Origin of the sequence: Microbacterium sp. che218, assembly GCF_040436305.1 — a bacterium.
In the GTDB taxonomy this organism is placed as follows: domain Bacteria; phylum Actinomycetota; class Actinomycetes; order Actinomycetales; family Microbacteriaceae; genus Microbacterium; species Microbacterium algihabitans.
Genome location: NZ_AP031501.1, coordinates 3,566,548 through 3,591,470 on the forward strand (window position 1 = coordinate 3,566,548; position 24,923 = coordinate 3,591,470).

The 24,923-nt window shown below is 70.7% G+C and carries 23 protein-coding genes; 13 read left to right on the forward strand and 10 right to left on the reverse strand.

What is annotated here, in order from left to right; translation table 11 throughout:
- Window position 1 precedes the first annotated feature (1 nt).
- Genes ABXS86_RS16790 through ABXS86_RS16800 form a run of 3 tightly spaced genes read left to right on the forward strand, consistent with a single transcriptional unit; the run spans window position 2 to window position 3,073 of the window.
- Entirely contained in the window at window positions 2-877 is an 876-nt protein-coding gene (locus ABXS86_RS16790) for an FAD:protein FMN transferase (protein WP_353665203.1), read from the forward strand.
- Window positions 874-2,427 carry an FAD-dependent oxidoreductase gene (locus ABXS86_RS16795; protein WP_353665204.1) on the forward strand — a complete coding sequence of 518 codons (1,554 nt, stop codon included), beginning with the start codon at window positions 874-876 and terminating at the stop codon, window positions 2,425-2,427. The genes ABXS86_RS16790 and ABXS86_RS16795 overlap by 4 nt, the downstream gene beginning before the upstream one ends.
- Window positions 2,428-2,470: 43 nt before the next feature.
- On the forward strand, window positions 2,471-3,073 hold the full coding sequence (locus ABXS86_RS16800; protein WP_353665205.1) for a hypothetical protein: 603 nt from the start codon (window positions 2,471-2,473) through the stop codon (window positions 3,071-3,073).
- Window positions 3,074-3,169: 96 nt separating this feature from the next.
- On the opposite strand, the gene ABXS86_RS16805 is transcribed toward ABXS86_RS16800, so the two are convergent.
- From ABXS86_RS16805 to ABXS86_RS16830, 6 genes are all read right to left on the reverse strand, one after another.
- Complete coding sequence (locus tag ABXS86_RS16805; protein WP_353665206.1) at window positions 3,170-4,624, reverse strand: sensor histidine kinase; 1,455 nt, start codon at window positions 4,622-4,624, stop codon at window positions 3,170-3,172.
- Window positions 4,625-4,719: 95 nt separating this feature from the next.
- Entirely contained in the window at window positions 4,720-5,454 is a 735-nt protein-coding gene (locus tag ABXS86_RS16810) for a response regulator transcription factor (RefSeq protein WP_144834271.1), read from the reverse strand.
- A 5-nt stretch (window positions 5,455-5,459) separates the two neighbouring features.
- Window positions 5,460-5,927: a VanZ family protein gene (locus ABXS86_RS16815; protein WP_353665207.1), complete on the reverse strand. Its 468-nt coding sequence runs from the start codon at window positions 5,925-5,927 to the stop codon at window positions 5,460-5,462.
- A 16-nt stretch (window positions 5,928-5,943) separates the two neighbouring features.
- Window positions 5,944-7,539, reverse strand: coding sequence for an NADP-dependent phosphogluconate dehydrogenase (gene gndA / locus ABXS86_RS16820; RefSeq protein ID WP_307212391.1), 1,596 nt, complete (start codon window positions 7,537-7,539; stop codon window positions 5,944-5,946).
- A gap of 88 nt (window positions 7,540-7,627) precedes the next feature.
- Complete coding sequence (locus ABXS86_RS16825) at window positions 7,628-8,146, reverse strand: gluconokinase (protein ID WP_353665208.1); 519 nt, start codon at window positions 8,144-8,146, stop codon at window positions 7,628-7,630.
- A gap of 35 nt (window positions 8,147-8,181) precedes the next feature.
- The gene (locus ABXS86_RS16830; protein WP_353665209.1) at window positions 8,182-8,877 is read right to left on the reverse strand and encodes a FadR/GntR family transcriptional regulator; all 696 of its coding nucleotides are present in this window, start codon (window positions 8,875-8,877) and stop codon (window positions 8,182-8,184) included.
- 143 nt (window positions 8,878-9,020) lie between these two features.
- Between ABXS86_RS16830 and ABXS86_RS16835 the strand changes: the two genes are divergently transcribed.
- From ABXS86_RS16835 to ABXS86_RS16845, 3 genes are read left to right on the forward strand one after another with little or no spacing between them, the layout of a single operon-like run.
- Window positions 9,021-10,409, forward strand: coding sequence for a GntP family permease (locus ABXS86_RS16835; RefSeq protein WP_353665210.1), 1,389 nt, complete (start codon window positions 9,021-9,023; stop codon window positions 10,407-10,409).
- Complete coding sequence (locus tag ABXS86_RS16840) at window positions 10,406-11,185, forward strand: SDR family oxidoreductase (protein ID WP_353665211.1); 780 nt, start codon at window positions 10,406-10,408, stop codon at window positions 11,183-11,185. Before ABXS86_RS16835 ends, ABXS86_RS16840 begins: the two co-directional genes overlap by 4 nt.
- Window positions 11,186-11,202: 17 nt before the next feature.
- Complete coding sequence (locus ABXS86_RS16845; RefSeq protein WP_353665212.1) at window positions 11,203-12,204, forward strand: zinc-binding dehydrogenase; 1,002 nt, start codon at window positions 11,203-11,205, stop codon at window positions 12,202-12,204.
- Window positions 12,205-12,270: 66 nt separating this feature from the next.
- Here ABXS86_RS16845 and ABXS86_RS16850 read toward each other — a convergent pair whose 3' ends face one another.
- Window positions 12,271-13,149 carry an NAD(P)-dependent oxidoreductase gene (locus ABXS86_RS16850; RefSeq protein WP_353665213.1) on the reverse strand — a complete coding sequence of 293 codons (879 nt, stop codon included), beginning with the start codon at window positions 13,147-13,149 and terminating at the stop codon, window positions 12,271-12,273.
- Window positions 13,150-13,259: 110 nt separating this feature from the next.
- Between ABXS86_RS16850 and ABXS86_RS16855 the strand changes: the two genes are divergently transcribed.
- The 4 genes from ABXS86_RS16855 (at window position 13,260) to ABXS86_RS16870 (ending at window position 17,640) form a co-directional block, all read left to right on the forward strand.
- Window positions 13,260-14,315, forward strand: a complete 1,056-nt coding sequence (locus ABXS86_RS16855) for a D-2-hydroxyacid dehydrogenase (RefSeq protein ID WP_409988226.1) — start codon at window positions 13,260-13,262, stop codon at window positions 14,313-14,315.
- Window positions 14,316-14,356: 41 nt separating this feature from the next.
- Entirely contained in the window at window positions 14,357-15,151 is a 795-nt protein-coding gene (locus tag ABXS86_RS16860) for an IclR family transcriptional regulator (protein ID WP_353665215.1), read from the forward strand.
- Between the two features lie 235 nt (window positions 15,152-15,386).
- Window positions 15,387-16,802: an MFS transporter gene (locus ABXS86_RS16865; RefSeq protein WP_353665216.1), complete on the forward strand. Its 1,416-nt coding sequence runs from the start codon at window positions 15,387-15,389 to the stop codon at window positions 16,800-16,802.
- Between the two features lie 103 nt (window positions 16,803-16,905).
- A complete protein-coding gene (locus ABXS86_RS16870; RefSeq protein WP_353665217.1) occupies window positions 16,906-17,640 on the forward strand; it encodes a fumarylacetoacetate hydrolase family protein in 735 nt (244 codons plus the stop codon).
- 12 nt (window positions 17,641-17,652) lie between these two features.
- Here the strand turns inward: ABXS86_RS16870 and ABXS86_RS16875 are convergent, their stop codons facing one another.
- Complete coding sequence (locus ABXS86_RS16875) at window positions 17,653-17,778, reverse strand: hypothetical protein (RefSeq protein WP_260979764.1); 126 nt, start codon at window positions 17,776-17,778, stop codon at window positions 17,653-17,655.
- 305 nt (window positions 17,779-18,083) lie between these two features.
- Between ABXS86_RS16875 and ABXS86_RS16880 the strand changes: the two genes are divergently transcribed.
- Window positions 18,084-18,722: a 50S ribosomal protein L25/general stress protein Ctc gene (locus tag ABXS86_RS16880; protein WP_353665218.1), complete on the forward strand. Its 639-nt coding sequence runs from the start codon at window positions 18,084-18,086 to the stop codon at window positions 18,720-18,722.
- Between the two features lie 108 nt (window positions 18,723-18,830).
- Window positions 18,831-19,415, forward strand: coding sequence for an aminoacyl-tRNA hydrolase (pth, locus tag ABXS86_RS16885; RefSeq protein ID WP_353665219.1), 585 nt, complete (start codon window positions 18,831-18,833; stop codon window positions 19,413-19,415).
- 65 nt (window positions 19,416-19,480) lie between these two features.
- On the opposite strand, the gene ABXS86_RS16890 is transcribed toward pth, so the two are convergent.
- Together ABXS86_RS16890 and ABXS86_RS16895 are read right to left on the reverse strand one after the other, a co-directional pair.
- Window positions 19,481-20,008 carry a hypothetical protein gene (locus ABXS86_RS16890; protein ID WP_353665220.1) on the reverse strand — a complete coding sequence of 176 codons (528 nt, stop codon included), beginning with the start codon at window positions 20,006-20,008 and terminating at the stop codon, window positions 19,481-19,483.
- Between the two features lie 196 nt (window positions 20,009-20,204).
- A complete protein-coding gene (locus ABXS86_RS16895) occupies window positions 20,205-20,690 on the reverse strand; it encodes a hypothetical protein (RefSeq protein ID WP_353665221.1) in 486 nt (161 codons plus the stop codon).
- A gap of 187 nt (window positions 20,691-20,877) precedes the next feature.
- Here ABXS86_RS16895 and mfd point away from each other — a divergent pair, with 187 nt between their 5' ends.
- Window positions 20,878-24,465, forward strand: a complete 3,588-nt coding sequence (gene mfd, locus ABXS86_RS16900; protein ID WP_353665222.1) for a transcription-repair coupling factor — start codon at window positions 20,878-20,880, stop codon at window positions 24,463-24,465.
- Window positions 24,466-24,923: the final 458 nt, after the last annotated feature.

The window sequence follows — 24,923 nt, forward strand, 5'->3', positions numbered from 1 at the left end:
CATGGTCACCCCGACCGCGACGGTCTCGACCTGGGTGTTCGACGCGATCGGCACGTCGTGGGCGATCGACACGGCGGCCGAGCTGCCGACGGTCGCCCGCGACGCCGTGTCGGCCGTCATCGAGCGTTTCGACCGCGAATGGTCGAGGTTCCGGGCCGACTCGCTCGTGTCGGAGCTGGCCGAGGGGCGCGCGGCATCCGTTCCCGCTCCCCGCGACGCGGATGCCATGTTCTCGCTGTACCGCGAGCTCGACGAGGCGACCGCCGGGGCCGTGAACCCGCTGGTCGGCGACGCGCTGGCGCGCCTCGGCTACGACGCGCGCCTCACTCTCGCCCCGTGGGGAGGGCCGCAGCCCGCGCCCGCGTGGCGCGACGTGCTGGTCTGGGGCGACACGCTGTCGCTGAGCGCCCCGGCGACGATCGACGTCGGTGCCCTCGGCAAGGGGCGACTCGTCGACCTCGTGCTCGACGTGGTCACCGCGCACGTCGAGGGTGATGTCGTCGTCGACGCCTCGGGCGATCTGGCCGTCTGCGGGACCCCCGTGCGGGTCGGGCTCGAGCACCCGTACGACGCATCGCGCGCGATCGGCACCGCCACCGTGACCGAGGGCGCGCTGGCGGCCTCGGCCATCAACCGTCGCGCGTGGGGCGAGGGCCTGCACCACGTTCTCGACGCCCGCACCGGTGCGCCGGTGAACGCGTTCGCGGCGACCTGGGCCCTCGCCGACACCGCGATGCACGCCGACGCCCTGGCCACCGCGCTGTTCTTCGACGGTGGCCCGCGCCTCGCGGCCTCGTGGAACGCGCAGTGGGTCCGCATGCGCACCGACGGCCGCGTGGAGTGGTCGCCCGGATTCGAAGGAGAAGTGTTCTCATGAGCGTCACGCTCAGCGCGGGCTCAACCCGCGTGCTCGGCTTGATCGGCCGCGTGTCGATGTACCGCCTGGTCATGGCCTCTCTCGGCCTGCTCGCGGTGATCTCGCTCGTGCTGTCGTTCGCCGGCCTCGTCGTCCCCGAACCGCTCGAACTCGTCGCGAGCGCCGTCGTGCTCGCCCTCGCGTGCGTGGCGACCGACCTGGTCGCGCAGAGCGTGCTCCGGATGCCGCGGCGTGTGGAGTCCTCGCTCATCACGGCCGCGATCCTGCTGTTCGTGCTGCGGCCCACGCTCGAGCCGGTGGGACTCGCCGGACTCGCGCTGGCCGGGGTCGTGGCATCCGCTTCGAAGTACCTCCTCGTGTGGCGCGGTCGGCACATCTTCAACCCGGCTGCCACCGGCGCGTCGGTGCTCACGATCGTCAGCATTTGGGCGCCCGACCTGGGCTCCTCGGCGTGGTGGGTGGGGTCGCCGTGGCTTGCTGCGCCCGTGCTCGTGCTCGGGGTGCTCCTGCTGCTGCGCACCGACAAGCTGCCGATCGTCGTGGTCTTCTGGGCCGTGGCGATGGCGGTGGCGTTCACGCGCACGAGCGTGCAGTTCCAGGCGGCGGGCTTCCCCGTCGATGTGCCGAGCGTGCTGCTGCAGGTGGCGTTCTCGTCGCCGTTCCTGTTCCTCGGGGCGTTCATGCTGTCGGAGCCCCTGACCCTGCCGCCGCGGCGGATGCAGCAGTACGTCGTGGCGGTGCTGGTGGGCGTGCTCGCCGGCTGGCCGATCCCCGTCGGCGAGGTCACTCTCGGCCAGGAGCGCGCCCTTCTGGTCGGCAACCTCGTGGCCTTCCTCTTCTGCCTGCGCGCTGCGGTGCGCCTGCAGGTCGAGGGCCGCCGCGACCTCACCCCGACGGTGCGCGAGCTGACCTTCCGCGCCGCGCGCCCGTTCTCGTTCTCGCCCGGGCAGTACCTCGAGCTCGACGTGCCGCACCGCAAGCCCGACGGACGCGGGACGCGCCGCGAGTTCTCCATCGCGTCGGCCCCCGAAGACCTGCCCGAGGTGCGGATCGCCTTCAAAGACGGCTCGCAGTCGTCGTACAAGCGCGCCCTCGCGGCGGTCGAGCCGGGCTCGACCCTCGCGGTGACGGGCGTGTGGGGCGATTTCGTGCTGCCGTCGCGGTCCACGTCACCCGTCCTGCTGGTGGCGGCGGGCATCGGCGTGACGCCGTTCGTCTCGCAGCTGCGTCACCTCGTGGCCACCGATCAGCAGCGTGACGTCGTGCTGGTGTACGTGGTGTCGGATGCCGAGGAGCTCGCGTTCCGCGACGACATCGCCGCCAGCGGCATCCGCGTCGTCGTCTTCACACGCGACGAACCGCATGACCTGCCGGCGGGCTGGGAGTGGGCGGGGCCGGACCGCGTCGACGCCTCGTCACTCGTGCGCGCGGTGCCCGACCTCGCGCAGCGCGCGGCCTACGTGTCGGGCCCGCCCCGGCTGATCACGGCGCTCGCCCCGGCCCTGTCGAAGGCGAAGTCGCTGACCACCGACGCGTTCGCGGGGTACTGAGCCGGAGGTGGCGGCGCGGGGCCCGAGCGGGGAAAGTGGGGACATGAAGTCCGGATTCTTCCCCGCCGACCCGCCCGCCACCGAGCCGCCCGTCGAGCCGCGGCGAGAGCGCAACCCGTCGTTCGAGCCGTCCGCCGACGAGCTACCCGTGCTGTTCGCCGTGTCCGAGGTGATCGCGCGCGGAGAGAACGTCGTCATCGCGCTGACGGGTGTCCGGGTCTTCTCCGACGGCATCGAACTGCTGATCGAACGTCACCTGCGGCGCGGTTCGATCGACGAAGGCGACTGGCGTCAGGTGCACGGGATGTTCGCGGAGCACTGGGGGAGGGGCGCGCTCGCACCCGACCGCCTGCGCTGGGGTCTCGTGCTCGGCGACGGCACGCGGCTGTTCGCCGAGGACCGCTTCGGCGCACCCTTCGACGCCGACCCCGACCGGCACACGATGCGCGTCAACGGCGGCAGCGGGAGCGGTGACGACGACCGCTACACGATGCGCAATCAGCTCTGGGTCCACCCGCTTCCCCCCGAGGGACCGCTCGAACTCGTCGTGCAGTGGCCGGCGTTCGGTATCGGCGAGTCGCGGGTCGTTCTCGACGGCGGGCGGATCGCCGCTCTCGCGCCGTCGGTGAAGCCGCTGTGGGGCTGAGCGCGCACTGAGCGCCTGAGCCCCGGCATCCCGAGCCCTCTCCTCCTCAGCCCGTCACCGCACGCGCGACGGACCCGCCGACTCCGCGGGAACGTTTCAGGCCGTCGCCGCGCCCGCCGGGTCGGCCGGCTTGGCGGGGAGGCGCACCTCGAAGGTCGTGTCGCCGGGCGAACTGGTCACCGTGATCGTGCCGCGGTGCGCGTCGACGATCGCCCGCGCGATCGACAGGCCCAGGCCCGTGCCGCCGGTCTTGCGGTCGCGCGAGCGGTCGCCGCGGGCGAAGCGCTCGAACAGCTGCGAGGCGACCGAGGGGTCGATACCGGGCCCGTTGTCGTGCACCCGCAGCACCGCCTCGGCGCCTTCGTGCGCGACCGAGACGTTCACCACGCTCCCGGCGGGAGTGTGGGTGCGGGCGTTGGCGAGCAGGTTCGCGATCACCTGGTGAAGGCGTGAGGCGTCGCCGGCGAGCTCGACGGGGGTGTCGGGCACGTCGATCGTCCACGAGTGGTCCGGACCCGCGGGGCGCGCGTCGCCGACGGCCTCGACGGCGAGCCGCGTGAGGTCCACCGAGCCGTAGACCAGCTCCTGCCCCTCGTCAAGGCGGGCGAGCAGCAGTAGGTCTTCGACGAGCGTGGTCATCCGCAGCGACTGCGCCTGGATGCGCTCGAGCGACTGCTCGGTGGTCTCCACGGCGAGGGCCGTGCGCTGGCGGCTCTCGTCGTCCTGCGCCTGACGCATCGCGCGCAGCGACAGCTCGCTGAATCCGCGGATCGAGGCGAGGGGGGTGCGCAACTCGTGGCTGGCGTCGGCGACGAATCGACGCATGAGCTCCTCGTTGCGCTGGCGGGCGGTGAGCGAGGCGTCGACGCGATCGAGCAGGGTGTTGAGGGCTGCGGCCACCTGTCCCGTCTCGGTGTGCTCGTCGACGAGGTCGGCGGGCACGCGCTCGTCGATCGACACGTCGCCCTCCTCCATGCGCAGCGAGGCGACGCGCGTCGCGGTCTCGGCCACCGCGCGCAGGGGGCGCAGACCGAGGCGGATCACGACGGCGATGACGACGGCCAGCAGCAGCAGTCCGCCCGCGGTCACGAGCGCGACGGTGGTGAGGATCGCGCCGATCGTGCCGGTGACGTTCGAGAGGGGCAGGCCCACGAGGAACGCGGCGTCGCTGCCCGGAGTGGGGTACAGGCGCACGAGGTACTCGCCGAGGTTCGGCAGGTCGACGGTCTCTGCCGTCGGATCCGCCGTGCGCAGCCTGTCGACGATCTGGCCGAGGTCATCGGTCGACAGCGCGCGCACGCCCTCGTCGGCGACCACCGCGCCGGTGTAGCCCGAGCGCGAGTTCATCACCAGCAGCGTGCCGGCGGGGAAGCGGCCCGATTCGAGCACCTCGTCGGCGGTGTCCTGGAACGCGACGCGGGGCTGGAGACCGGATGCCGTCTCGGTCACCGAGGCGTCGAGGTTGACGAACAGCACCTGGCTCAAGATCGCGCTGGTGGAGATGCCGATCATCACGAGGATGAACGCGACCATGCCGATCACGGCGGTCATCAACCGCGCCTGCAGTGTCCACGGTCGGCGCAGGCGCGCCCGCAGCGATTCGCGGGGCTCGGGCGGGACGGGGGGAGCGGGGCGCGGGGGAAGGCTCACTGCGGAGCTTTGATCATGTAGCCGACGCCGCGCACGGTGTGGATGAGCGGCTCGTGGCCCGCGTCGATCTTCTTGCGCAGGTACGAGATGTAGAGCTCGACGACGCTCGAGCGTCCGCCGAAGTCGTAGTTCCACACGCGGTCGAGGATCTGCGCCTTCGACACCACGCGACGCTGGTTGCGCATGAGGAAGCGCAGCAGCTCGAACTCGGTCGCGGTGAGCTCGATCTCGCGGTCGCCGCGCACGACCTCGTGGCTGTCCTCGTTCAGCGACAGGTCGCCCACGCGCAGGATCGGCTCCGAGTCGCGGGTGAGGGCGGTGCCGGCGCGACGCATGAGGCCGCGCAGGCGCGCGACGACCTCTTCGAGACTGAAGGGCTTCGTCACGTAGTCGTCGCCGCCCGCGGTGAGGCCGGCCACGCGGTCGGCGACGGCGTCCTTCGCGGTGAGGAACAGCACCGGCACGTCGTTGCCCGAGTGACGCAGGCGCTGCAGCACGGCCATGCCGTCGAGGTCGGGCATCATGATGTCGAGCACCATGGCATCCGGTTCGAAATCCCGGGCGGCCGACAGGGCGTCGAAGCCCGAGCCGGCGGTGCGCACGTCCCAGCCCTCCATGCGGAGCGCCATCGACAGCAGGTCGGTGAGCATCTGCTCGTCATCGACGACGAGCACGCGCAGGGCGCTCCCGTCGGGGCGGGTGAAGGCGGGGGCGGCGGCGGTCGCGGTCATGGAACTCATTGTGCGCTCGTATCTATGAGCTTTCTATGGCGCGCGTTATGGGAATGCTGTGAGCTGCGTCGTGCCCGGCTGAGAACGAGCATCAGACCCACCCCGATCGCGGCGCCCAGGGTGTTCGCCGCGACGTCGCGCAGATCGGCCACCCGGGTGGGGAGGAACAGCAGCTGGCACAGCTCGATCGCGCTCGACACCGCCGTCCCCAGCACGAGGCCGTGCCACCACCGCCCGCCCCAAGCGATCACCAGCACGCCGAGCGGCACGAACATCGCGACGTTCGAGGCCGACTCCACGACGTCGAACGTGATCCACGACGTCAGGGGCGACAGCTGCAGAGCCCCCAGGACCCGGGCCAGCAGCCAGCCGACCTCGGGGTCGTAGATCGACGGTCGCAGCGTCATCCACCACACCGCGACCGCGTAGACGCACGAAGCGGCGACGAGCCATGCCCGCCGCCGCTTCGTCACTGTCGGAATCCCGCGATCAGTGGGTGTCTTCGGCTTCGATCTCGGTGCGGTCGCCCGACCAGAGGGTGTGGAACGTGCCCTCCTTGTCGATGCGGCGGTAAGTGTGCGCACCGAAGAAGTCGCGCTGGCCCTGGATGAGGGCGGCGGGCAGACGCTCGGCGCGCAGGCCGTCGTAGTACGCCAGCGACGAGCTGAAGGCGGGGGCCGGGATGCCGCTGGCCGCCGACAGCGACACGATGTGGCGCCACGCGTCCTGCGCGCGGCCGAGCGCCTCGACGAAGTACGGCGCGGTCAGCAGCACCGGCAGCTCGGCCTCGGCGTCGTACGCCTCGGCGATGCGGTTGAGGAACTGCGCGCGGATGATGCAGCCGCCGCGCCAGATCTTCGACACGGCGCCCAGGTCGATGCTCCAGTCGTACTGGGCGGCACCGGCGCGGATCTCGTCGAAGCCCTGCGAGTAGGCGACGATCTTCGAGGCGTACAGCGCCAGGCGCACCTGCTCGATGAACGCATCGGCGTCCTCGCCCGACAGCACCTCGGTGCCCGAGGGGCCGGGGAGCTCGCGCGAGACCGAGCGCTGCTCGGGGTGGCTCGACAGCGACCGCGCGAAGGTGGCCTCGGCGATGCCCGACACGGGCACGCCCAGGTCGAGGGCGGTCTGCACGGTCCACGCGCCGGTGCCCTTGGCGCCGGCCTGGTCGAGGATCACGTCGACGAGGGGCTTGCCCGTGTCGGCGTCGGTCTGGCGCAGCACCTCGGCGGTGATCTCGATGAGGTACGACTCGAGCTCGCCGCGGTTCCACTCGGCGAACACGTCGGCGATCTCGGCCGGGCTCTTGCCCGTGGCGCGGCGGATGAGGTCGTAGGCCTCGGCGATGAGCTGCATGTCGGCGTACTCGATGCCGTTGTGCACCATCTTGACGAAGTGGCCGGCGCCGTCGTGGCCGACGTGCGTGACGCACGGCTCGCCCTCGGCGACCGCGGCGATCGACTTCAGGATCGGGCCGAGCGTGGCCCAGGCCTCGTCGGAGCCGCCGGGCATGATCGAGGGGCCGCGGAGGGCTCCCTCTTCGCCGCCCGAGACGCCCATGCCGACGAAGTTGATGCCGGTCTCGCGCACGGCCTTCTCGCGACGGATGGTGTCGGTGAACAGCGCGTTGCCGCCGTCGACGATGATGTCGCCCGGCTCGAAGACCTTGACGAGCTCGTCGATGACGAAGTCGGTGGGGCGGCCGGCCTTGACCATGATGATCGCGGTGCGCGGCTTCGACAGCGACGCGGCGAAGTCCTCGTACGAGAACGAGGCGACGAAGTTCGCTTCGGGGTGCTGCTCGAGCACGTGCTCGGTCTTGTCCTTGCTGCGGTTGAAGATCGCGACGGTGTTGCCCTCGCGGCTCGCGAGGTTGCGGGCGAGGTTCGAGCCCATGACGGCGAGGCCCACGACGCCGATGTTGGCGCGGCCGTCGCCCTCGCCTTCGGGGCGGGAGTCGGCCTCGGCGGTGGGACGATCCACCTCTTCGATGCCGGGTGCACCCTCGTGCACCTGTGCGGCCTTGTGCGGGGCCTGATCCTGGTCGCTCGAGGGTCCGGTCGGGGAGGGGGTCGACGTCATTCGTTGCTCCGTGTTCAGGTGCGAGGAAGGGGTGGGCGGGCTCACGCGGGCCGCCTCCGCCACTTTATCGGCTCGGCCCGCGTGTGTTTCAGGAGGGGGTGTGGGTGAGCTGAAGCAGGTCGATGACCTCCTGCACCTGCTCGGCGGGGGTCAGGTCGAGGTCGACGCGGATCGCCTGCTCGTCGGCATCCGGTATCTGGAGCGTCTCGAACTGCGAGGTGAGCAGCGAGGGTGGCATGTAGTGGCCCTGGCGGCGCAGCAGGCGCTCGAGAACGAGCTTCGGGTCGCCCATCAGCAGCACGAAGGTGACGTCGTCGCGACGCAGCACGTCGCGGTAGCTGCGCTTGAGGGCGGAGCACGTGATGATGCCCGGGCGACCGGCGGCGATCCGCCCGTCGATCCACGCGGCGACGCGGTCGAGCCAGGGCCAGCGGTCGTCGTCGTTGAGGGCGTGCCCGGATGCCATCTTGGCGACGTTCTCGGCGGGATGCAGGTCGTCGCCCTCTTGGAAGTCCCAGCCGAGACGGCCGGCGAGCATGCCGGCGACGGTGGACTTGCCGGTGCCGGCGGGGCCCATGAAGACCAGGACGGGAACGGGAGCGGTCATGGAATCTCTCTTCGTCGAAAGCGGACGGGTCGGAATCAGATGGTGCGGCGCACTTCGGTGAGCACGGCGGCGACGTACAGGCGCGTGTGCTCCTCGGCGGCCTCGGCGTCGGCGCGTCCGATGGCCTCGGCCGTGGCGACGTGGTTGTCGAGGGCGTCGGGGTTGGGGACCCCCGGGGTGAGCCCGTGCATCGCGCGTCCCTCGATCGCGGCGGCGATGGGGGCGCGGGCGGCGGCCAGCATGAGGTTGCCGCTCGAGATGAGGATGAGGTCGTGGAACGCGATGTCGGCCGCGAGGTACTCGGGGGAGTTGCCGAGGCCGGCCGCACCGAGGCGGGCGAGTTCGTCGGCCAGACGCAGGATCTCGCCGCGCTGGATGTCGGTGGCGCGCCGGGCGCTCAATCGGGCGGCGACGGGTTCGACCGCCGCGCGGAGCTCGGTGGTGTTGACGATGAGCTGGTCGCGCCGGCGACCGGCGAGCTGCCACCCGATGAGGCGGGTGTCGAGGGCGCTCCAATGCTCGGGCTCGCGCACGGTGAGCCCGACGCGGCGGCGCTGGGAGAGGAGGCCCATCGCTTCGAGGGAACGGACGGCCTCGCGCACAACGGTGCGCGAGACGGCGTACTCGGCCTCGAGGGCGGCGAGGGTCAGGACGGTACCGGGCGGCAGATCGCCGTCGACGATGCGGATGCCGATCGCGTCGACCAGCGAGCCGTGCGTCGCTCGAGCCATCACCCCTCCTCGGGTCTTAGGTACGACCTTATCTTGGCAAAGATATGATCATTGTGTGAAGATGCCGTGACCGCCTCGGCGGATGCGGGGCTGACACAGCATGCCCGATGACGCGTCCGACGGCTTGAATCAACGGAGATCTCTTGGACGACTGGACTCAGACACTCGGCACGGCGCCCCTGCTCGCCATCGCCGCGGGCGCCATCGCGCTCATCCTGGTGCTCATCATCTGGCTGAAGGTGCACGCCTTCCTCGCCCTCATCATCGTGTCGCTCGTGACGGCGTTCGTCGCCGGCATCCCCGTGTCGGCGATCGTGTCGACGCTCACCGGCGGCTTCGGCGGGACGCTGGGAACGGTCGCCCTGCTGGTCGCCCTCGGCGCGATGCTCGGGCGACTGATCGAACACTCCGGCGGCGCGCAATCGCTCGCCGAGACCTTCGTGCGCGTGTTCGGAGAGAAGCGCGCCCCCTTCGCCCTCGGCATCGTCTCGCTGATCCTCGGATTCCCGATGTTCTTCGACGCCGGGCTCGTCATGATGCTGCCGATCATCTTCGCCATCGCGCGCCGCGTCTCGGGCAACAACGTCCTGCTGTTCGGCCTGCCGGCCGCCGCCGCGTTCTCGGTGATGCACGTCTTCCTCCCGCCGCACCCGGGCCCCGTGACCGCGAGCGAGCTCTACGGCGCGAACCTCGGTCTGCTGCTGATCGTCGGCCTCATCATTGCCTTCCCGATCTGGTACCTCTCGGGTTACCTCTGGGGCAAGTTCATCGCGCGCCGGATCGTGCTTCCCGTGCCGCTGCTCTTCGGCGACGTGGACGCCGACCAGCCCAAGAACCCGCCCAAGCCGCTCACCGTCATCCTGGTGCTGCTGCTGCCCATGCTGCTGATCTTCCTCAACACCGGTCTGACGACCCTCGGCGCGGCCGGTGCGGTCGACACCGACAACACCTTCGTGCAGGTGCTCATCCTGCTCGGCAACTCGCCGGTCGCCCTGCTCATCACGGTCCTCGTCGCCACGGTCGTCTTCGGCTTCCGCCGGGGTGAGAACGGCACCGCGCTCGAGAAGGTCGTCGACTCGGCCCTCGGACCGGTCTGCTCGGTCATCCTCATCACGGGCGCCGGTGGCATGTTCGGCGCGGTCCTGCGCGCCTCGGGCATCGGCGACGCCCTCGCCGACAGCCTCGGCGACCTGGGTCTGCCGATCATCGTGGCGGCCTACGTCATCGCCGTCATCCTGCGTCTGGCGCAGGGTTCGGCCACGGTCGCCCTCGTGACCGCCGCGGGTCTCGCCGCCCCCGCCGTCATGGCCGGCGACTTCTCGCCCCTGCAGGTCGTGGCGATCACGCTCGCGACCGCGGCCGGATCGGTGTTCGCCGGTCACGTCAACGACTCGGGCTTCTGGCTCGTGGGTCGCCTGATGGGCATGGACGTGAAGACCACCCTGAAGACCTGGACCGTGCAGCAGGCGATCGAGTCGGTGCTCGGCTTCGTCGCGGCCCTCGCCGTCTTCGGCATCGGGGCGCTGCTGTGACGGGCGCGAACGCCGACCTGTTCGACGTCTCCGATCGGCTCGCGCTCGTCACCGGGTCGTCGCGCGGCCTCGGCCGCGCGCTGGCCCTCACCCTCGCGCGCGGCGGCGCCCGCGTGATCGTGCACGGTCGGGACGCGGATGCCGTGGAGCGCACCCGCGCCGAGGCCGAGGAGCTGTCGGGTCGCCCCGCCCACGCCGTCGTGTTCGACGTCACGGATGCCGCGGCCGTCGAGGCCGCGATCGGCGGAGTCGTGGAGGCGGTCGGCGTGCCCGACATCCTCGTCAACAACGCCGGCGTCCAGCGCCGCGCGCCGATCCACGAGTTCGCGGTGTCCGACTGGGACGACATCGTCGCCGCCAACCTATCGGGCGTCTTCTACGTCTCGCGCTTCGTCACGCCCGCCATGGTCGCCCGCGGCTCCGGCAAGGTCGTCAACGTCGCCTCGGTGCAGTCGCGCCTGGCGCGCCAGACGATCGCGCCGTACTCGGCCACCAAGGGCGGCGTCGCGCAGCTGACCGCCGGCATGGCGGCCGACCTCGCCCGCCACGGCATCCAGGTCAACGCCCTCAGCCCGGGGTACTTCGCGACCGAGATGAACCGCGACCTCGTCGACGACCCCGAGTTCACCCGCTGGTTGACCCAGCGCACGCCGGCCGCCCGCTGGGGCGACTTCGACGAGCTGCGCGGGGCGCTGCTCTTCCTGGCGTCCGACGCCTCGAGCTTCGTGTCGGGGCAGAACATCTTCGTCGACGGCGGAATGACGGCGGTCGTCTGATCGTGGAGGAGCACACCATGAAATCGCTGCTGATCGAGTCGGCTCGCACCGTGGCCGTGCGCGAGGTCGCCGTCCCCGAGCCGGACGAGGGCCAGGTCCGTCTGCGCGTCGCCTACGTCGGCATCTGCGGATCCGACCTGCACTACTTCTTCGACGGCGCCAACGGCGCGTTCGTGGTGCGCGAGCCGCTCGTGCCCGGGCACGAGCTCTCCGGCACGGTCGACCTCGACCCGTCGGGGGCGCTCGCTCCGGGAACGCCCGTCACGGTGCACCCCGCCCGGTTCGGCACGCCTCGCGAGGGCATCGAAGACGCCCCGCACCTGTGGCCCGGGGGCTCGTACCTCGGCAGTGCCTCCACCTGGCCGCACACCCAGGGCGCGGCATCCGAGTACCTGATCGTCGAGAGTGGCATGGTACGCCCGCTGCCGACCGAGCTCCCGGTGCGTCGGGCCGTGCTCGCCGAGCCGCTCGCCGTCGCCCTGCACGCCCTCGGCAAGGCGGGCCCGGTGGAAGGCCTCGAGGTGCTGGTCACCGGATCCGGACCGATCGGTCTGATGGCCGTCGCCGCGGCCACCGCTGCGGGAGCGCGCGTCACCGCGACCGACGTGCTCGCCGGTCCGCTCGAACGCGCCCGGGCCCTCGGCGCCCGAGCGACGATCGACGTCTCGACCGAGGCCGTCGAGGCCGGCGCCTACGCGGTCGTCCTCGAGTGCTCGGGCGTGCCCGTCTCGATCTCGACGGCCCTGAAGGCGGTGCGCGCGGGCGGCACCGTCGTGCAGGTCGGCATGCTGCCCGACGACGCGCGACCGGTCAATCTCGCGCCGTTCATCTCGAAGGAGGTGCGCTACTTCGGCGCCTTCCGCTTCCGCGATGAGATCGACGCGGCCGTGGAGCTGCTCGCGGCGAACCCGGAGATCGAGAGTGCGATCACGCACGAGTTCGCGGTGACGGATGCCGACGAGGCCTTCGCCGTCGCGCGCGACTCCGAGCGGTCGGGCAAGGTCGTCTTCGCCCTCTGATCGACACGACGAAGCGGAGCGCCCCTCGGGCCGCTCCGCTTCGTCGTTCTCGGAGTGGTTCCGGCGTCAGGAGCTGCGTTCGGCGGTGAACCGGCGCGTCACGGCGATGTCGCGGTCGCCCAGGTCGCGCTCGACGATCTCGTCGAAGGCGACGCGCAGCGCGGGCAGCAGAGCGGGCCGCGTCGAGGTGGCCTCGGCGATGTCGGCGGCGAAGCGCAGGTCTTTCACCATGTACGAGGCGACGCCGCTGGGGGAGTCGTCGGCGGTGACGAGCTTCTCGCGCCGGCTCTGCAGCAGGTTCGACCCGGCGTACCCGCCACCGAGCAGCTCCCAGAGGGCGGCGGGGTCGACGCCGGATCGCGCGGCCAGCTCGGTCGCCTCGCCCAGTGCGAGGATCGTCGCCGCCACCACCATCTGATTGCAGGCCTTCGCCACCTCGCCCGCGCCGAGGGGGCCGAGTCGCACGGGAGTGCCGCACGGGGAGAGCAGGGCGGACGCCCGATCGGTGTCGGCCTCGTCGCCGCCGAGCATGATCGACAGGGTCCCGGCCTTCGCGCCGTCTTCGCCGCCCGACACGGGGCAGTCCACGATCCGGATGCCGTCGGGCAGCCGATCGGCGAGCTCGCGGACGCCGACGGGCGACGATGTCGAGCCGATCATGAGCAGGAAGTCCCGTCCGCCGACGCCGGCGAGCAGCCCGTCCGGGCCGTCGAGGTGCTCGTGGAGATGGGGGAGGTCGGGGAGCATCACCAGCACGGCATCCGTCGCCGCTGCGAGCTCGCGGGCGGTGGGAGCCCAGACGGCTCCGGCTCCGGTGAGGCCGGGTCTCTCGCGCCGTGCGTGAACGGTGAGGGATCCGCGGGCGGAGAGCAGGTGCGAGGCCATCGGCTCGCCCATGGCGCCGAGGCCCCACACACCGAGTCGCACGTCATCGAGCGTTGTCATGAACCGATCCTACCGGCTGGACAACAGGTTGAACAGGGTTCAATATGGTGAACAGAGTTCGAGAGAGACCGTCACGGGGTGCACCTGCGGCGGCGAAGGGAATGACGACGATGTCGACACGGTCCAGTCTTCGCGCGGTGGTCGCGGTGCCCCTGAAAGAGGAGCACTGTCGACTCATCGAACGCCTCGAGCCGCGTCTCGAGCTCGTGCGCGATCCCTCGCTCACGCACCCGATGCGCGGACCGGCCGACTGGGCGGGCGACCCGGACCACGAGCGTACCGCCGAACAGCAGCGGGCCTTCGACGAGATGGTCGACTCCGCCGAGGCGCTGTTCGGCATCCCCGACGTCGACCCCGCCGCCCTCGCCCGCACGGTCGCGGCGAACCCGCGTCTGACGTGGGTCATGACCACCGCGGCCGGAGGCGGGGGACAGGTCAAGGCCGCCGACCTCGACCGGGAGGCCCTCGACCGCGTCACCTTCACCACCAGTGCGGGCGTGCACGGCGGCCCCCTCGCCGAGTTCGCGGTCTTCGGGGTGATGGCCGGGGCCAAGGGCCTGCCTCGCCTCGCGCGCGACCAGGCCGAGAAGCACTGGAGCGAACGCTGGGAGATGCGCCAGGTCGACGAGATGACGGTGCTCGTGGTCGGCCTCGGCGGAATCGGCGCCGAGTGCGCCCGACGTTTCCACGCCCTGGGTGCCGAGGTGTGGGGGACGACCCGCAGCGGAGCGGCCGTCGAGGGGGTCGACCGACTCGTTCCTCTCGACGACCTCGTCGCGGCTGTCGCCGAGGTGGATGCCATCGTCGTCACCCTCCCCGGCACGGAGCAGACCCATCACCTCATCGGGGCCGACGTGCTCGCCGCGGTCAAGCCCGGCGTGATCCTCGCCAGCGTGGGGCGGGGCACCGTGATCGACGAAAAAGCCCTGCTCGCCGCGCTCGACGACGGCCGGGTGTCGTTCGCCGCGCTCGACGTGTTCGAGGTGGAGCCCCTTCCCGAGGATTCGCCGCTGTGGCGGCATCCGTCGGTCCTGGTGAGCCCGCACACCGCCGCGCTCAGCAGTAAAGAGGAGGAGCGCATCGCCCGCCGCTTCGCGGAGAACGCCACGCGCCTGCTCGACGGCGAGCCGATGCGAGCGGTTGTCGATACGGTCGAGTTCTACTGAGGTGTCGCGACCCGCGACGCCGGCGAGACGAGGGGGCCGCGGTGAGCGACGACGACGTGAGTGAGATCGCGCGTGATCCGGCACCGGCCGTGGGGCGCAGCATCCGACTCCTGGGCCTGCTCGCCGAGGCGGGGCGCACCCTGACCCTCACCGAGCTCGCCGCGGGTCTCGGCCTGGCGAAGTCGTCGACCGCGAACATCTGCCTCTCGCTCGAAGCGGCGCGCATGATCGAGCGCGTCCCCCTCGGCTACCGTCTCGGCATCCGCACCGCCGAACTCGGCGGCGCCTTCGCCGCGCAGTTCAATCAGGTGCGCGAGTTCTACGCCGTGTGCGAGTCGTCGCCGGTGCTCGCAGCCGAACTCGTGCAGGTCGCGGTGCTCGATGACGCCGACGCCCTGTACCTCGCCCGCTACGAGGGGTCGCGATCGATCCGCATGGGCACGCCCCTCGGCTCGCGCCTTCCCGCGGCGCTCTCGGCGACGGGCCGGGCGCTGCTGATGACCCGCACCGACGACGACGTGCGGGCTCTCCTCGCGCGCGGCCGCCCGCTGCCCAAGCTCACCGACCACAGCACCCTCGACGTCGATGCGGTGATCGCCAAGATCGCCGCCTCGCGCGAGCGCGGCTGGTCGGTCGACGAAGAGGAGTCGTTCCGCGGCATCGTGGGCGTCGCCGTCCCCCTCGAGGGATGGGCGCCCGGCGACCCGCAGCTCGCTCTGGGGGTGGGTCTTCCGGTGGCGGATGCCACGCCCGAGCGCATCGCGCGCGTCGGCGCCGCGCTGCGCGAGGCCGCCGCGGCGCTGACCAACCCGTTCAGCGCGTCCCGCGGTCGCTGATCCGTCGCGGGTCGACCACTCTGCCCTCCGCGCGGACCGGTCTCTGCGCCGCGCCTTCGCGGTTCGAGGCGGATTCCGTCGTTCGGGGCGGAAAACCCCCGCCCCGAGCGACGAATGACGCCCCAAACCCGCCGGCCCGGGCGCGGCGTCGTTCGGATCCTGTTCAACATATTGAACTCCGTCCACTCCGTTGGTACAGTCGGCCCAGTCGCAAGACCCCAGCCGATCGAAGGAGATGGCCGTGACCACTTCATCCACCACGACGACGCAGCCGACGGATGACCCCGAATACGCAGCGAACCTCCGCCGCGCCACGCTCGCCTCGAGCATCGGCAGCGCGCTCGAGTACTTCGACTTCGCGCTCTACGGCCTCTCGACGGCCCTGATCTTCAACGTCCTGTTCTTCTCGCAGGACGACCCGGCCCTCGCCACGGTCGCGGCCTTCGCCACCTACGGTGTGGGCTTCCTCGCTCGCCCCTTCGGCGGCCTGTTCTTCGGCGTCCTCGGCGACAAGCTCGGGCGCAAGTGGGTGCTGGTCATCACGATCCTCCTGATGGGCGGAGCGTCCACGGCGATCGGCCTGCTGCCGACCTACGAGGCGGTCGGAGTGCTCGCGCCGATCCTCCTGGTGGTGATGCGTCTGCTGCAGGGCTTCGGCGCCGGCGCCGAGCAGGCGGGGGCCACGGTCCTGATGGCCGAGTACGCCCCGGTCAAGCGCCGCGGCTTCTTCTCGGCCCTGCCCTTCATCGGCATCCAGGCGGGAACCCTGCTGGCGGCGGTCGTCTTCAGCCTCATCTCGCTGCTGCCCGAAGACCAGCTGCTCAGCTGGGGCTGGCGCGTGCCGTTCCTCGCCTCGTTCGTGCTGATCCTGCTCGCCCTGTTCATCCGCATGCGCCTGCGCGAGACACCGACCTTCATCGAGCTCGAGAAGCACGACCAGATCGCCGACCGCCCGATCCGCGACATTTTCACGCGGGGCCTGCCGGGCATCATCGTCGGCATCGGCCTGCGCATGGCCGAGAACGGCGGGTCGTACATGTTCAACACGCTCGCGCTGACCTTCTTCGTCGCCTCGGTCGGCGGCCAGGCCGACCGCAGCCTGCTCACCTGGGGTGTCACCCTTGGCTCGCTCATCGGCGTCTTCTCGGTCCCGCTCTCCGGGGCCCTGTCCGACCGCATGGGGCGCCGCACGGTCTACCGCATGGGGGCGGTGTTCATGCTGGTCTTCACCTTCCCGGCCTGGTGGCTGATCTCGCTCGGCAGCTACCCGATCACCATCGCGGTCATCGCGATCGGCATCGGCGTCGCCGTCAACTCGATGCTCGGACCCCAGTGCGCGATGCTCCCCGAGCTTTTCGGCAACCGCCACCGCTACCTCGGTGTGGCCATGGCCCGCGAGATCTCCGCGGTGCTCGCCGGTGGCCTCGCCGGAGTCCTGGGCGCGTACATCATCGCCGTGAGCGGGGCGAACTGGCTGCTGCTGGCGATCTACATGGGCACCCTGGCCCTCATCACCACCGCATCGACCTTCCTCGTGCCCGAGACGCTGCGCCGCGACCTCACGCGCACAGACGATGCGATCAAGGTCTCGCGCGAAGAAGCCGGCGAGGGCGTGGATGCCACGACCGTGACCGTCCGGACGATCCGGTGACGCGCGACGAGTGGGGGAGCGTCGGCAGCCCGGTGGGGGCGCCGGCGCTCCCCGCGGGATCCTCGAGCGGGCTCCGCGCCGGGGCCTCCGAGGCGGTGCGCTGATGCGGATCTCCCGGCTGATGACGGCGAACGGTCCGCGCACGGTCCGCGTCGAGGGGACGACCTTCGTCCCGATCGGCGACCCCTACGCCGCGTTCGAGGCGGGTACCGTCCCCGCCGACGAGGGCGACGCGATCACGGGAGTCCTTTTGGCCCCGTGCGTGCCCACGGTCGTCGTCGGCATCGCGCAGAACGGACCCGAGCACGCCTCTCCCGTGCAGGCGTGGCTGAAGAGTCCGCGCACGGTCACGGCATCCGGAGCCCCCGTCCGACTACGCCGGGACGCCGGAGTGACGGTGGCCGAGGCGGAGGTCGCGGTGGTGATCGGCCGCGACGCGACTGGTCTCACCGTCGAGACGGCGCACGAGTTCATCCTCGGCGTCACGGCAGTGAACGACCTGTCGAGCCCCGATCGCGCCGCGTTCGATCCCCGCAACTTCGAGTCGAAGTCCGGAGAGGGGTACACCCCGCTCGGGCCCTGGATCGACACCGGGCTCTCGATCGACGACGATCTGCCGATGCGGTTGTCGGCCGACGGCGAGGTGCGCGCCGAGACGTCGTCGCACCGCCTGCCGATGTCGCTGCGCGAGTGCCTCGCCTACGTCGCGCGCTGGACCACGCTGGGACCGGGCGACGTCGTGATGATGGGGGCGCCGTTCTCGCAGGCGCCGGTCCGTCCCGGGGAGACGGTGGAGGTCGTCGTCGCGGGCCTGCGGCTCACGACGCCGACGTCGTAGGGCGGCGGTGCGTCAGTGCTTCTTGTACGACGCGTTGCGGCCGAGCGAGAAGAGGGCGCCGATCGCGCCGATGCCACCGATGGTCGCGATGCCGCCGATGACCCAGAGCACGACGTGAGAGAAGAAGCCGCTGTCCATGATGATCCTCCGGGTCGGTGTGGCTCTTCGATCCTACCGGCGGTCGGGGACTGCTCCGGACTCCCGCCGCCTCGCGCCTCGTCGGCCGGGTCGTGTGCGGCGCGTCGCACTGGTAGACTTCCCGGGAACTTCGGCGAGGGATGCATCCTCGGGCGCCCACGGGTGCACAGGGCATCCGTGATCGACGCAGTGAAGCAGGCTCCCGGCTTTCCTCACGCGCTCGCGTTCGAGTCGAATCCAGACCACACAGGTGCGGACCTTGTCCGCTCACAAGCTGCGGGACACGAGCCCGCGAGGAGAACATCATGTCGGAAGACAACAAGGTCGTCGCGGAACTCCGCGAGAACTTCGGCAAGGGCTTCGCCCGTCGCCTCCGCGCCGCGGGCAAGATCCCGGCCGTCATCTATGGTCACGGCACCGAGCCCCAGCACGTCGCGCTGCCCGGCCACCAGGTCGCGCTGCTCATCCGTCGCGCCAACGCGCTGATCGACCTCGACATCGCCGGCAAGGGCCAGCTCGTCCTCGTCAAGGACGTCCAGAAGGACCCCGTGCGTCAGATCATCGAGCACATGGACCTCATCGTCGTGAAGAAGGGCGAGAAGGTCCAGGTCGACGTTCCCGTCGTGCTCGTGGGCGAGCCCTTCCCCGGCACGGTCGCCATGCTCGACGCCACCTCGGTGTCGCTCGAGGTCGAGGCCACCCACATCCCCCAGAACGTCGAGGTCGACGTCGAGGGCGCCGAGGACGGCACGCAGATCACCGCTGCCGACCTGACCCTCCCCAAGGGTGCGACGCTCGTCACCGAGCCCGAGACCCTCGTCGTGGGCGTTTCGGTGCCGCTCGACACGCTGGTCGCCGACGAGGAGATCGCCGAGGCCGATGCCGAGGTCGCCGAGGAGCAGTCCGAAGAGGCCGAAGCCGCCGAAGAGGGCGACGACAAGTAATTCCCGCGCGGGCCGCTCCGGCGGTCCGTCGACGACGAGGGGGCGCGTTTTCGCGCCCCCTCGTTGCTGTTCACGGGGTCCGCACGCGGATCCGGAAGGATGGATGCCATGGCGGACACCTGGCTCATCATCGGTCTCGGCAATCCCGGCCCGCGGTACGAGGCCACGCGTCACAACGTCGGACAGATGGTGATCGACGAGTTGGCCGCGCGGCGCCGGGAGGCCTTCCGCGCGCACAAGGCGAACGCGCGGGTCGTCGAGACGTGGCTGCGGCCGGGGGCGGCGAAGCTCGTGCTGGCCAAGCCCAACAGCTTCATGAACGTCTCGGGTGGTCCGGCATCGGGTCTCGCCCGGTTCTACGGCACCGACCCCGACCACGTCATCGTGGTGCACGACGAACTCGACATCCCCTACGACACCATCAAGCTCAAGACGGGTGGCGGCCACGGCGGCCACAACGGTGTCCGCGATGTGGCGAAAGCCCTCGGAACCCCCGACTTCCCCCGCGTGCGCGTCGGCATCGGGCGACCGGTCGGCCGGCAGGATCCCGCCGACTGGGTGCTCGATCCCTTCAGCTCCGCCGAGCGCACCACCCTTCCGATCCTCGTGTCGGATGCCGCCGACGCGGTCGAGCTCCTCGTCGACGAGGGTCTCGTCGCCGCCCAGCAGCGCTTCCACGCTCCGCGCGCCTGAGCGGCGCACACGGAAACGGCCCCGGTTCGAGGAGAACCGGGGCCGTTGCGTGTGTGCGGGACGCGTCAGGCGGAGCCGAGACCGGCGGACGTGCCGACGCCGAGCGCGACAATGACGACGATCCCACCGAGTACGGCGATGATGATCGCCGCGATGCCGTAGCCGCGCCCGCGGCGCTTGATCGCAGCGACGATGCCCTGGATGAAGCCCCACAGGCCGAAGACGCCGTAGACGACGAACGCGACGACCGACAGCACCGCGAATGCGAGAGCGGACTGTTCAACCCCGGGCGGAACGGTGGCAGGGTCAATCTGTCCTGCGCTACTGCCGTTCTGCTGCGCGTACTGCGCGACACCGGCGCTCTGCAGGCCGGCGATGAACGCGATGATCGAGCCGCCGACGACCGCGACGAGCGAGACGACGAAGGCGATCAGACCGAGCCGGTTCGACAGCACGGGCCGGTTGTCGGCGGGCGGAACGTACGCTGGAGCGGCTGGCGCGTTGTGCGCGGCGGGGGCCGAGGGTGCGGCGTAGCCGTCGTTGCGCGGGGCGGGCGCGTCGTACGGCCCCGGGGGCGGAGGTGTGGTGCTCACGAGATGCTCCTCTGGTCGTCGGCGGTCGCGGTTGCGGCCCGATCCGGCGAGTCTATGGAGGCGCTCCCCGCCTGCTCGGAGGGGTGGACGCGCGAGGGCTCGTCGCGGTAGCGGGCGAACCTGCGGGGTCCAGAAGGTTCCGGATGCCGTTTCCCCGGTGCATCGCGCGTCGCGGCACCGGCGGCGCGAGCCGACCTCAGACGGCGATGCCGCCTGTGCCGGCGGCGGCGAGGCCCGCGCCGAGTGCGAGCGCGGCGAGCACGCCGAAGACGATCGGCCCGAGCACGGCGATCACGATGGCCGCGATGCCGGCTCCCGTGGCCGCGCGCTTCACGACCGCGGTGATGCCGAGCGCCAGGGCGACGATTCCGATGACCGTGCCCGACCAGAACGCGACCTCGCCCAGCAGCACGAGATCGCGCACGGGCGACAGGACGCGCCAGTCGAACGAGCCCGCGGGCATCTCGAAGAACGCCGGACCCGAGCCGCGGGCCACGCGGAACGCCGCGAACCCTCCGACGGCGGGCGCCAGCACCGTGGCGACGATCGACAGCAGCAGGGCCCACGTGCCGAGAGGGCGTCCGCGTCGGCGCACCGGTGGGGGAGTGAGCATCGCGCCGACCGGGGGCGCGGCGTGAGGTGCGGCGAACACCGGGCCGCCCGGGGAGCTCGGCGTGGTCATGCCGCCAGCCTACGAGACGTCTCGTGCCCGCGATCGACGTTCCGTCGTGCGGATGCCGGGGTCGACACGCCGCTCGCCGGGGCCTCGGGGTGGCGCCCCGCCGTCCGCGTCCGCACGACGGCTGCAGACGCACCCTCGCTTCGTCCAGCCCGTCCCGATGTCGGAGGCCCCGCGTAGACTTTCCCGAGTGACAGTTCCCGGGATCGTTCGCGCCCTCGAGCAGGCTGAGTCGTATCGTGAGGCCGCTTCCGCGGCATCCGCCGACTTGTCTCTCTCCCTCGTCGATGGCCTCGACGCCCCCGTCATCGCGGGGCTCATCGAGCGGCGTCGCGCCTCGGGCGACCCCGGCGCCGTGCTCGTCATCGCACCGACCGGGCGTCGCGCCGAGTCCCTCGGGCCGGCGTTGGATGCCGTGCTGCCCGGAGCTCAGGTGCTGCACTTCCCCGCGTGGGAGACCCTGCCACACGAGCGCTTGAGCCCGAGTCCCGAGACCGTCGGCCGTCGTCTCGACGTCCTGCGGCGCATCGCCGCGTGGGACGGTGAGGCGCCGCTGGTCATCACCGCCTCGGTGCGCAGCGCCCTGCAGCCGCTCGCCCCCGGCCTCGGCGAGGTCGAGCCGGTCGAACTCGTCGTCGGCGGCCGCGGCCACGAGCTCGAAACCGTCACGACCCGTCTCGTCGAGCTGGCATACCACCGCGTCGACATGGTCTCGCGTCGAGGCGAGTTCGCGGTGCGCGGCGGCATCCTCGATGTCTTCCCACCCGTGGCCGACCACCCGTATCGCGTGGAGTTCTTCGGTGACGAGGTCGATCAGATCCGCGCCTTCTCCGTCGCCGACCAGCGATCGCTTCCGGGCGAGGTCACGGGTGTCTCGCTCAATCCCAGTCGCGAGCTGTTGCTCACCGCTGAGGTGCGCGCTCGCGCCGCCGAACTGCGCGACGGCTACCCGGGCCTGCGTCAGCTGCTCGAGAAGATGGCCGAGGGCATTCCGGCCGAGGGCATGGAATCCCTCATCCCCGTACTCGTCGACGATCTCGTGACCCTCGTCGACTACCTCCCGGGTGGCAGCGCCGTCGCCCTCGTCGACCCCGAGCGCTCGACCGCGCGCGCGACCACGCTCGGCGACACCAACCGCGAGTTCCTCGAGGCCGCGTGGTCCGCCGCGACTGCCGGGGCTGACACCCCGGTCGACCTCGACTCGGGCGACTTCGTCACCCTCGACGACCTGCACGAGATCGCGAGCGGCCGGGGCGGCGTGTGGTGGCAGCTCAGCGCCTTCGATTCGGGGGCGGCGGATGCCGAAGACGAGGGCCTGGTCGTGGGCGACGCGTCCGCGCACCGCATCAAGGCCGACCCCGTGCCCTCGTTCCAGGGCAACGTCGAGGGGGCCACCGCCCACGTCGACGCTCTGCTGCGCGACGGCTGGTCGGTCGTGGTCACGGCATCCGGACCCGGCATGGTCGATCGCGCGCGCGACGTGCTCTCCGAGCGCGGGATCGCCGCGCGGCGGGTCGACGATCTGCGCCTCCCGCCCGAGCCCGGCGTCGCGCACGTGGTGTGCGCCCCGCTCGAGCGCGGGTTCCAGCTGTCCGAGGCGAAGTTCGCGGTCATCAGCGAGACCGAGTTCTACGGCCGCTCGGTGAGCGGCGACAACCGCGGGGTCAAGAAGCTGGCGTCGCGCCGACGCAACGTCGTCGACCCGCTGCAGCTCAAGCCCGGTGACGTGGTCGTGCACGCGACCCATGGCATCGGCAAGTTCCTCGAGCTCACCCAGCGCGAGGTCTCGAGCGGCGGTCGCAACGCGGTCAAGACGACCAAGGAGTACCTGGTCCTCGAGTACGCGCCCGCCAAGCGCGGGTACCCCGGCGACAAGCTGTTCGTGCCCACCGACCAGCTCGACCTGCTGTCGAAGTACGTCGGCGGCGAAGCGCCGACCCTGTCGAAGATGGGCGGCAGCGACTGGGCTGCGGCGAAGGGCCGCGCGCGCAAGGCGGTGCGCGACATCGCCGTCGAGCTCGTGAAGCTCTACTCCGCGCGCATGGCGTCGAAGGGCTACGCCTTCGGACCCGACACCCCCTGGCAGCGCGAGCTCGAAGAGGCCTTCCCCTTCGCCGAGACGCAGGATCAGCTGCAGACGATCGACGAGATCAAGGCCGACATGGAGAAACCGATCCCGATGGATCGACTCCTGTCGGGCGACGTCGGGTTCGGCAAGACCGAGGTCGCCGTGCGTGCCGCTTTCAAGGCGATCCAAGACGGCAAGCAGGTGGCGATGCTCGTTCCCACGACTCTCCTCGTCAAGCAGCACCTCGAGACGTTCGGCGAGCGATTCGCCGGTTTCCCCGTCACGGTGCGCCCGCTCTCGCGCTTCCAGAGCGACAAGGAAGCGAAGGCGACTCTCGCGGGCCTCACCGACGGCACGGTCGACATGGTCATCGGAACCCACCGCATTTTGACCGAGAAAGTGATCTTCAAAGACCTCGGGTTGATGATCATCGACGAGGAGCAGCGCTTCGGTGTCGAGCACAAAGACCAGCTGAAGAAGCTCAAGACCAACGTCGATATCCTCGCCATGAGTGCGACGCCCATCCCTCGAACGCTCGAGATGGCGGTCACCGGCATCCGCGAGATGTCGACCCTCGCGACGCCACCCGAAGACAGGCACCCGATCCTGTCGTACGTGGGACCGCGCAACGACAAGCAGATCGCTGCGGCGATCCGTCGAGAGCTGCTGCGCGAAGGCCAGATCTTCTACGTGCACAACCGGGTGTCGTCGATCCAGCGGGTGGCGGCGCACCTCGCCGAGCTCGTGCCCGAAGCGCGCATCGTCGTCGCGCACGGGCAGATGGGCGAGCACGCGCTCGAGCAGGTCGTCGACGACTTCTGGGAGCGCCGCGCAGACGTCCTGGTGTCGACCACGATCATCGAGACCGGTCTCGACATCTCGAACGCCAACACGATCATCATCGACAGGGCCGACAAATACGGCCTGTCGCAGTTGCATCAGTTGCGCGGTCGCGTCGGACGCGGTCGCGACCGGGCGTACGCGTACTTCCTGTACGACGAGATGAAGCCGTTGTCCGAGACCGCGGCCGACCGCCTCGAGACCATCGCCGTCAACAACGACCTGGGTTCCGGAATGCAGGTGGCGCTGAAGGACCTCGAGCTGCGCGGCGCCGGCAACCTGCTCGGTGCCGAGCAGGCCGGGCACATCGCCGGCGTGGGTTTCGACCTCTACCTGCGCATGATCGGCGAAGCCGTGTCGACCTTCCGTGGAGAAGACGTCGACGGTCCCACCGAGCTGCGACTGGAACTCCCGGTCGATGCGCGCCTGCCCGAGTTCTACATCGACAGCGAGCGCCTGCGCCTCGAGGCGTACCAGAAGCTCTCGGCCGCGGCCTCCGCCAGCGCGAAAGACGATGCGATCGACCTGGTGGTCGACGAGCTCCGCGACCGGTACGGCGAGCCCCCCGCAGAGGTCGAAGGCCTGATCGCCGTTGCGCGGCTCCGCCGTCGGGCCGCGCAGGCGGGTCTGGCCGACGTGGTCGCGATGGGGTCGAACCTCCGCGTGGCGCCGGCGAACCTCGCCGACTCGATGCGCGTGCGTCTGCAGCGGCTCTACCCGAAGGCCAAGCTGGTCGCCGGGGGAGATGCGATGGTGGTTCCCCTGCCGCAGGATGCCGATGACGCGAACCTCATCGCGTGGGTGCGTCAGTTGCTCGATGCCCTGTGGCCGCTCCCGGTCGAGAAGTCCGCGGAGGCGGCGAACGCCTGACCTCCGGCACGGCCGATGGTGCCCCCTCCCGCCCGAGGCCCGATCGACGACGCGTCGGTCGGGCCTTCGCGCGTCTCTCCTCGTCTTTCCGCGAGAAAGGCACCGCGACACGCCCGGGGAGCGCCTGGATTCGACGGGTCGGCGGCTCCCGCGTAACTTATTACTTGTTCGCCCCACAGGGGAGAGCGGAGCGGCCGAAAGGCCCCGCAGCCCCTCAAGTAGCGAACCATTCCAAAACCCCGACACGTGGTGTAAGGTTTTGGATCGGTCACCCGGCCGGTTGTCACGACGTTGATCTCGTTCAGAGGTCCCACGGTGAGAACTCATAGTGTCGGGTGGTCTTGGAGAAATGAACTGCCTCATGGGTAGGTCGGAAGACTGTTTCCTGTGGGTGCGTCCGTTCCTTGAGAACTCAACAGCGTGCACTTGTCAAATGCCAATTTATTCCTCGTCGGTCT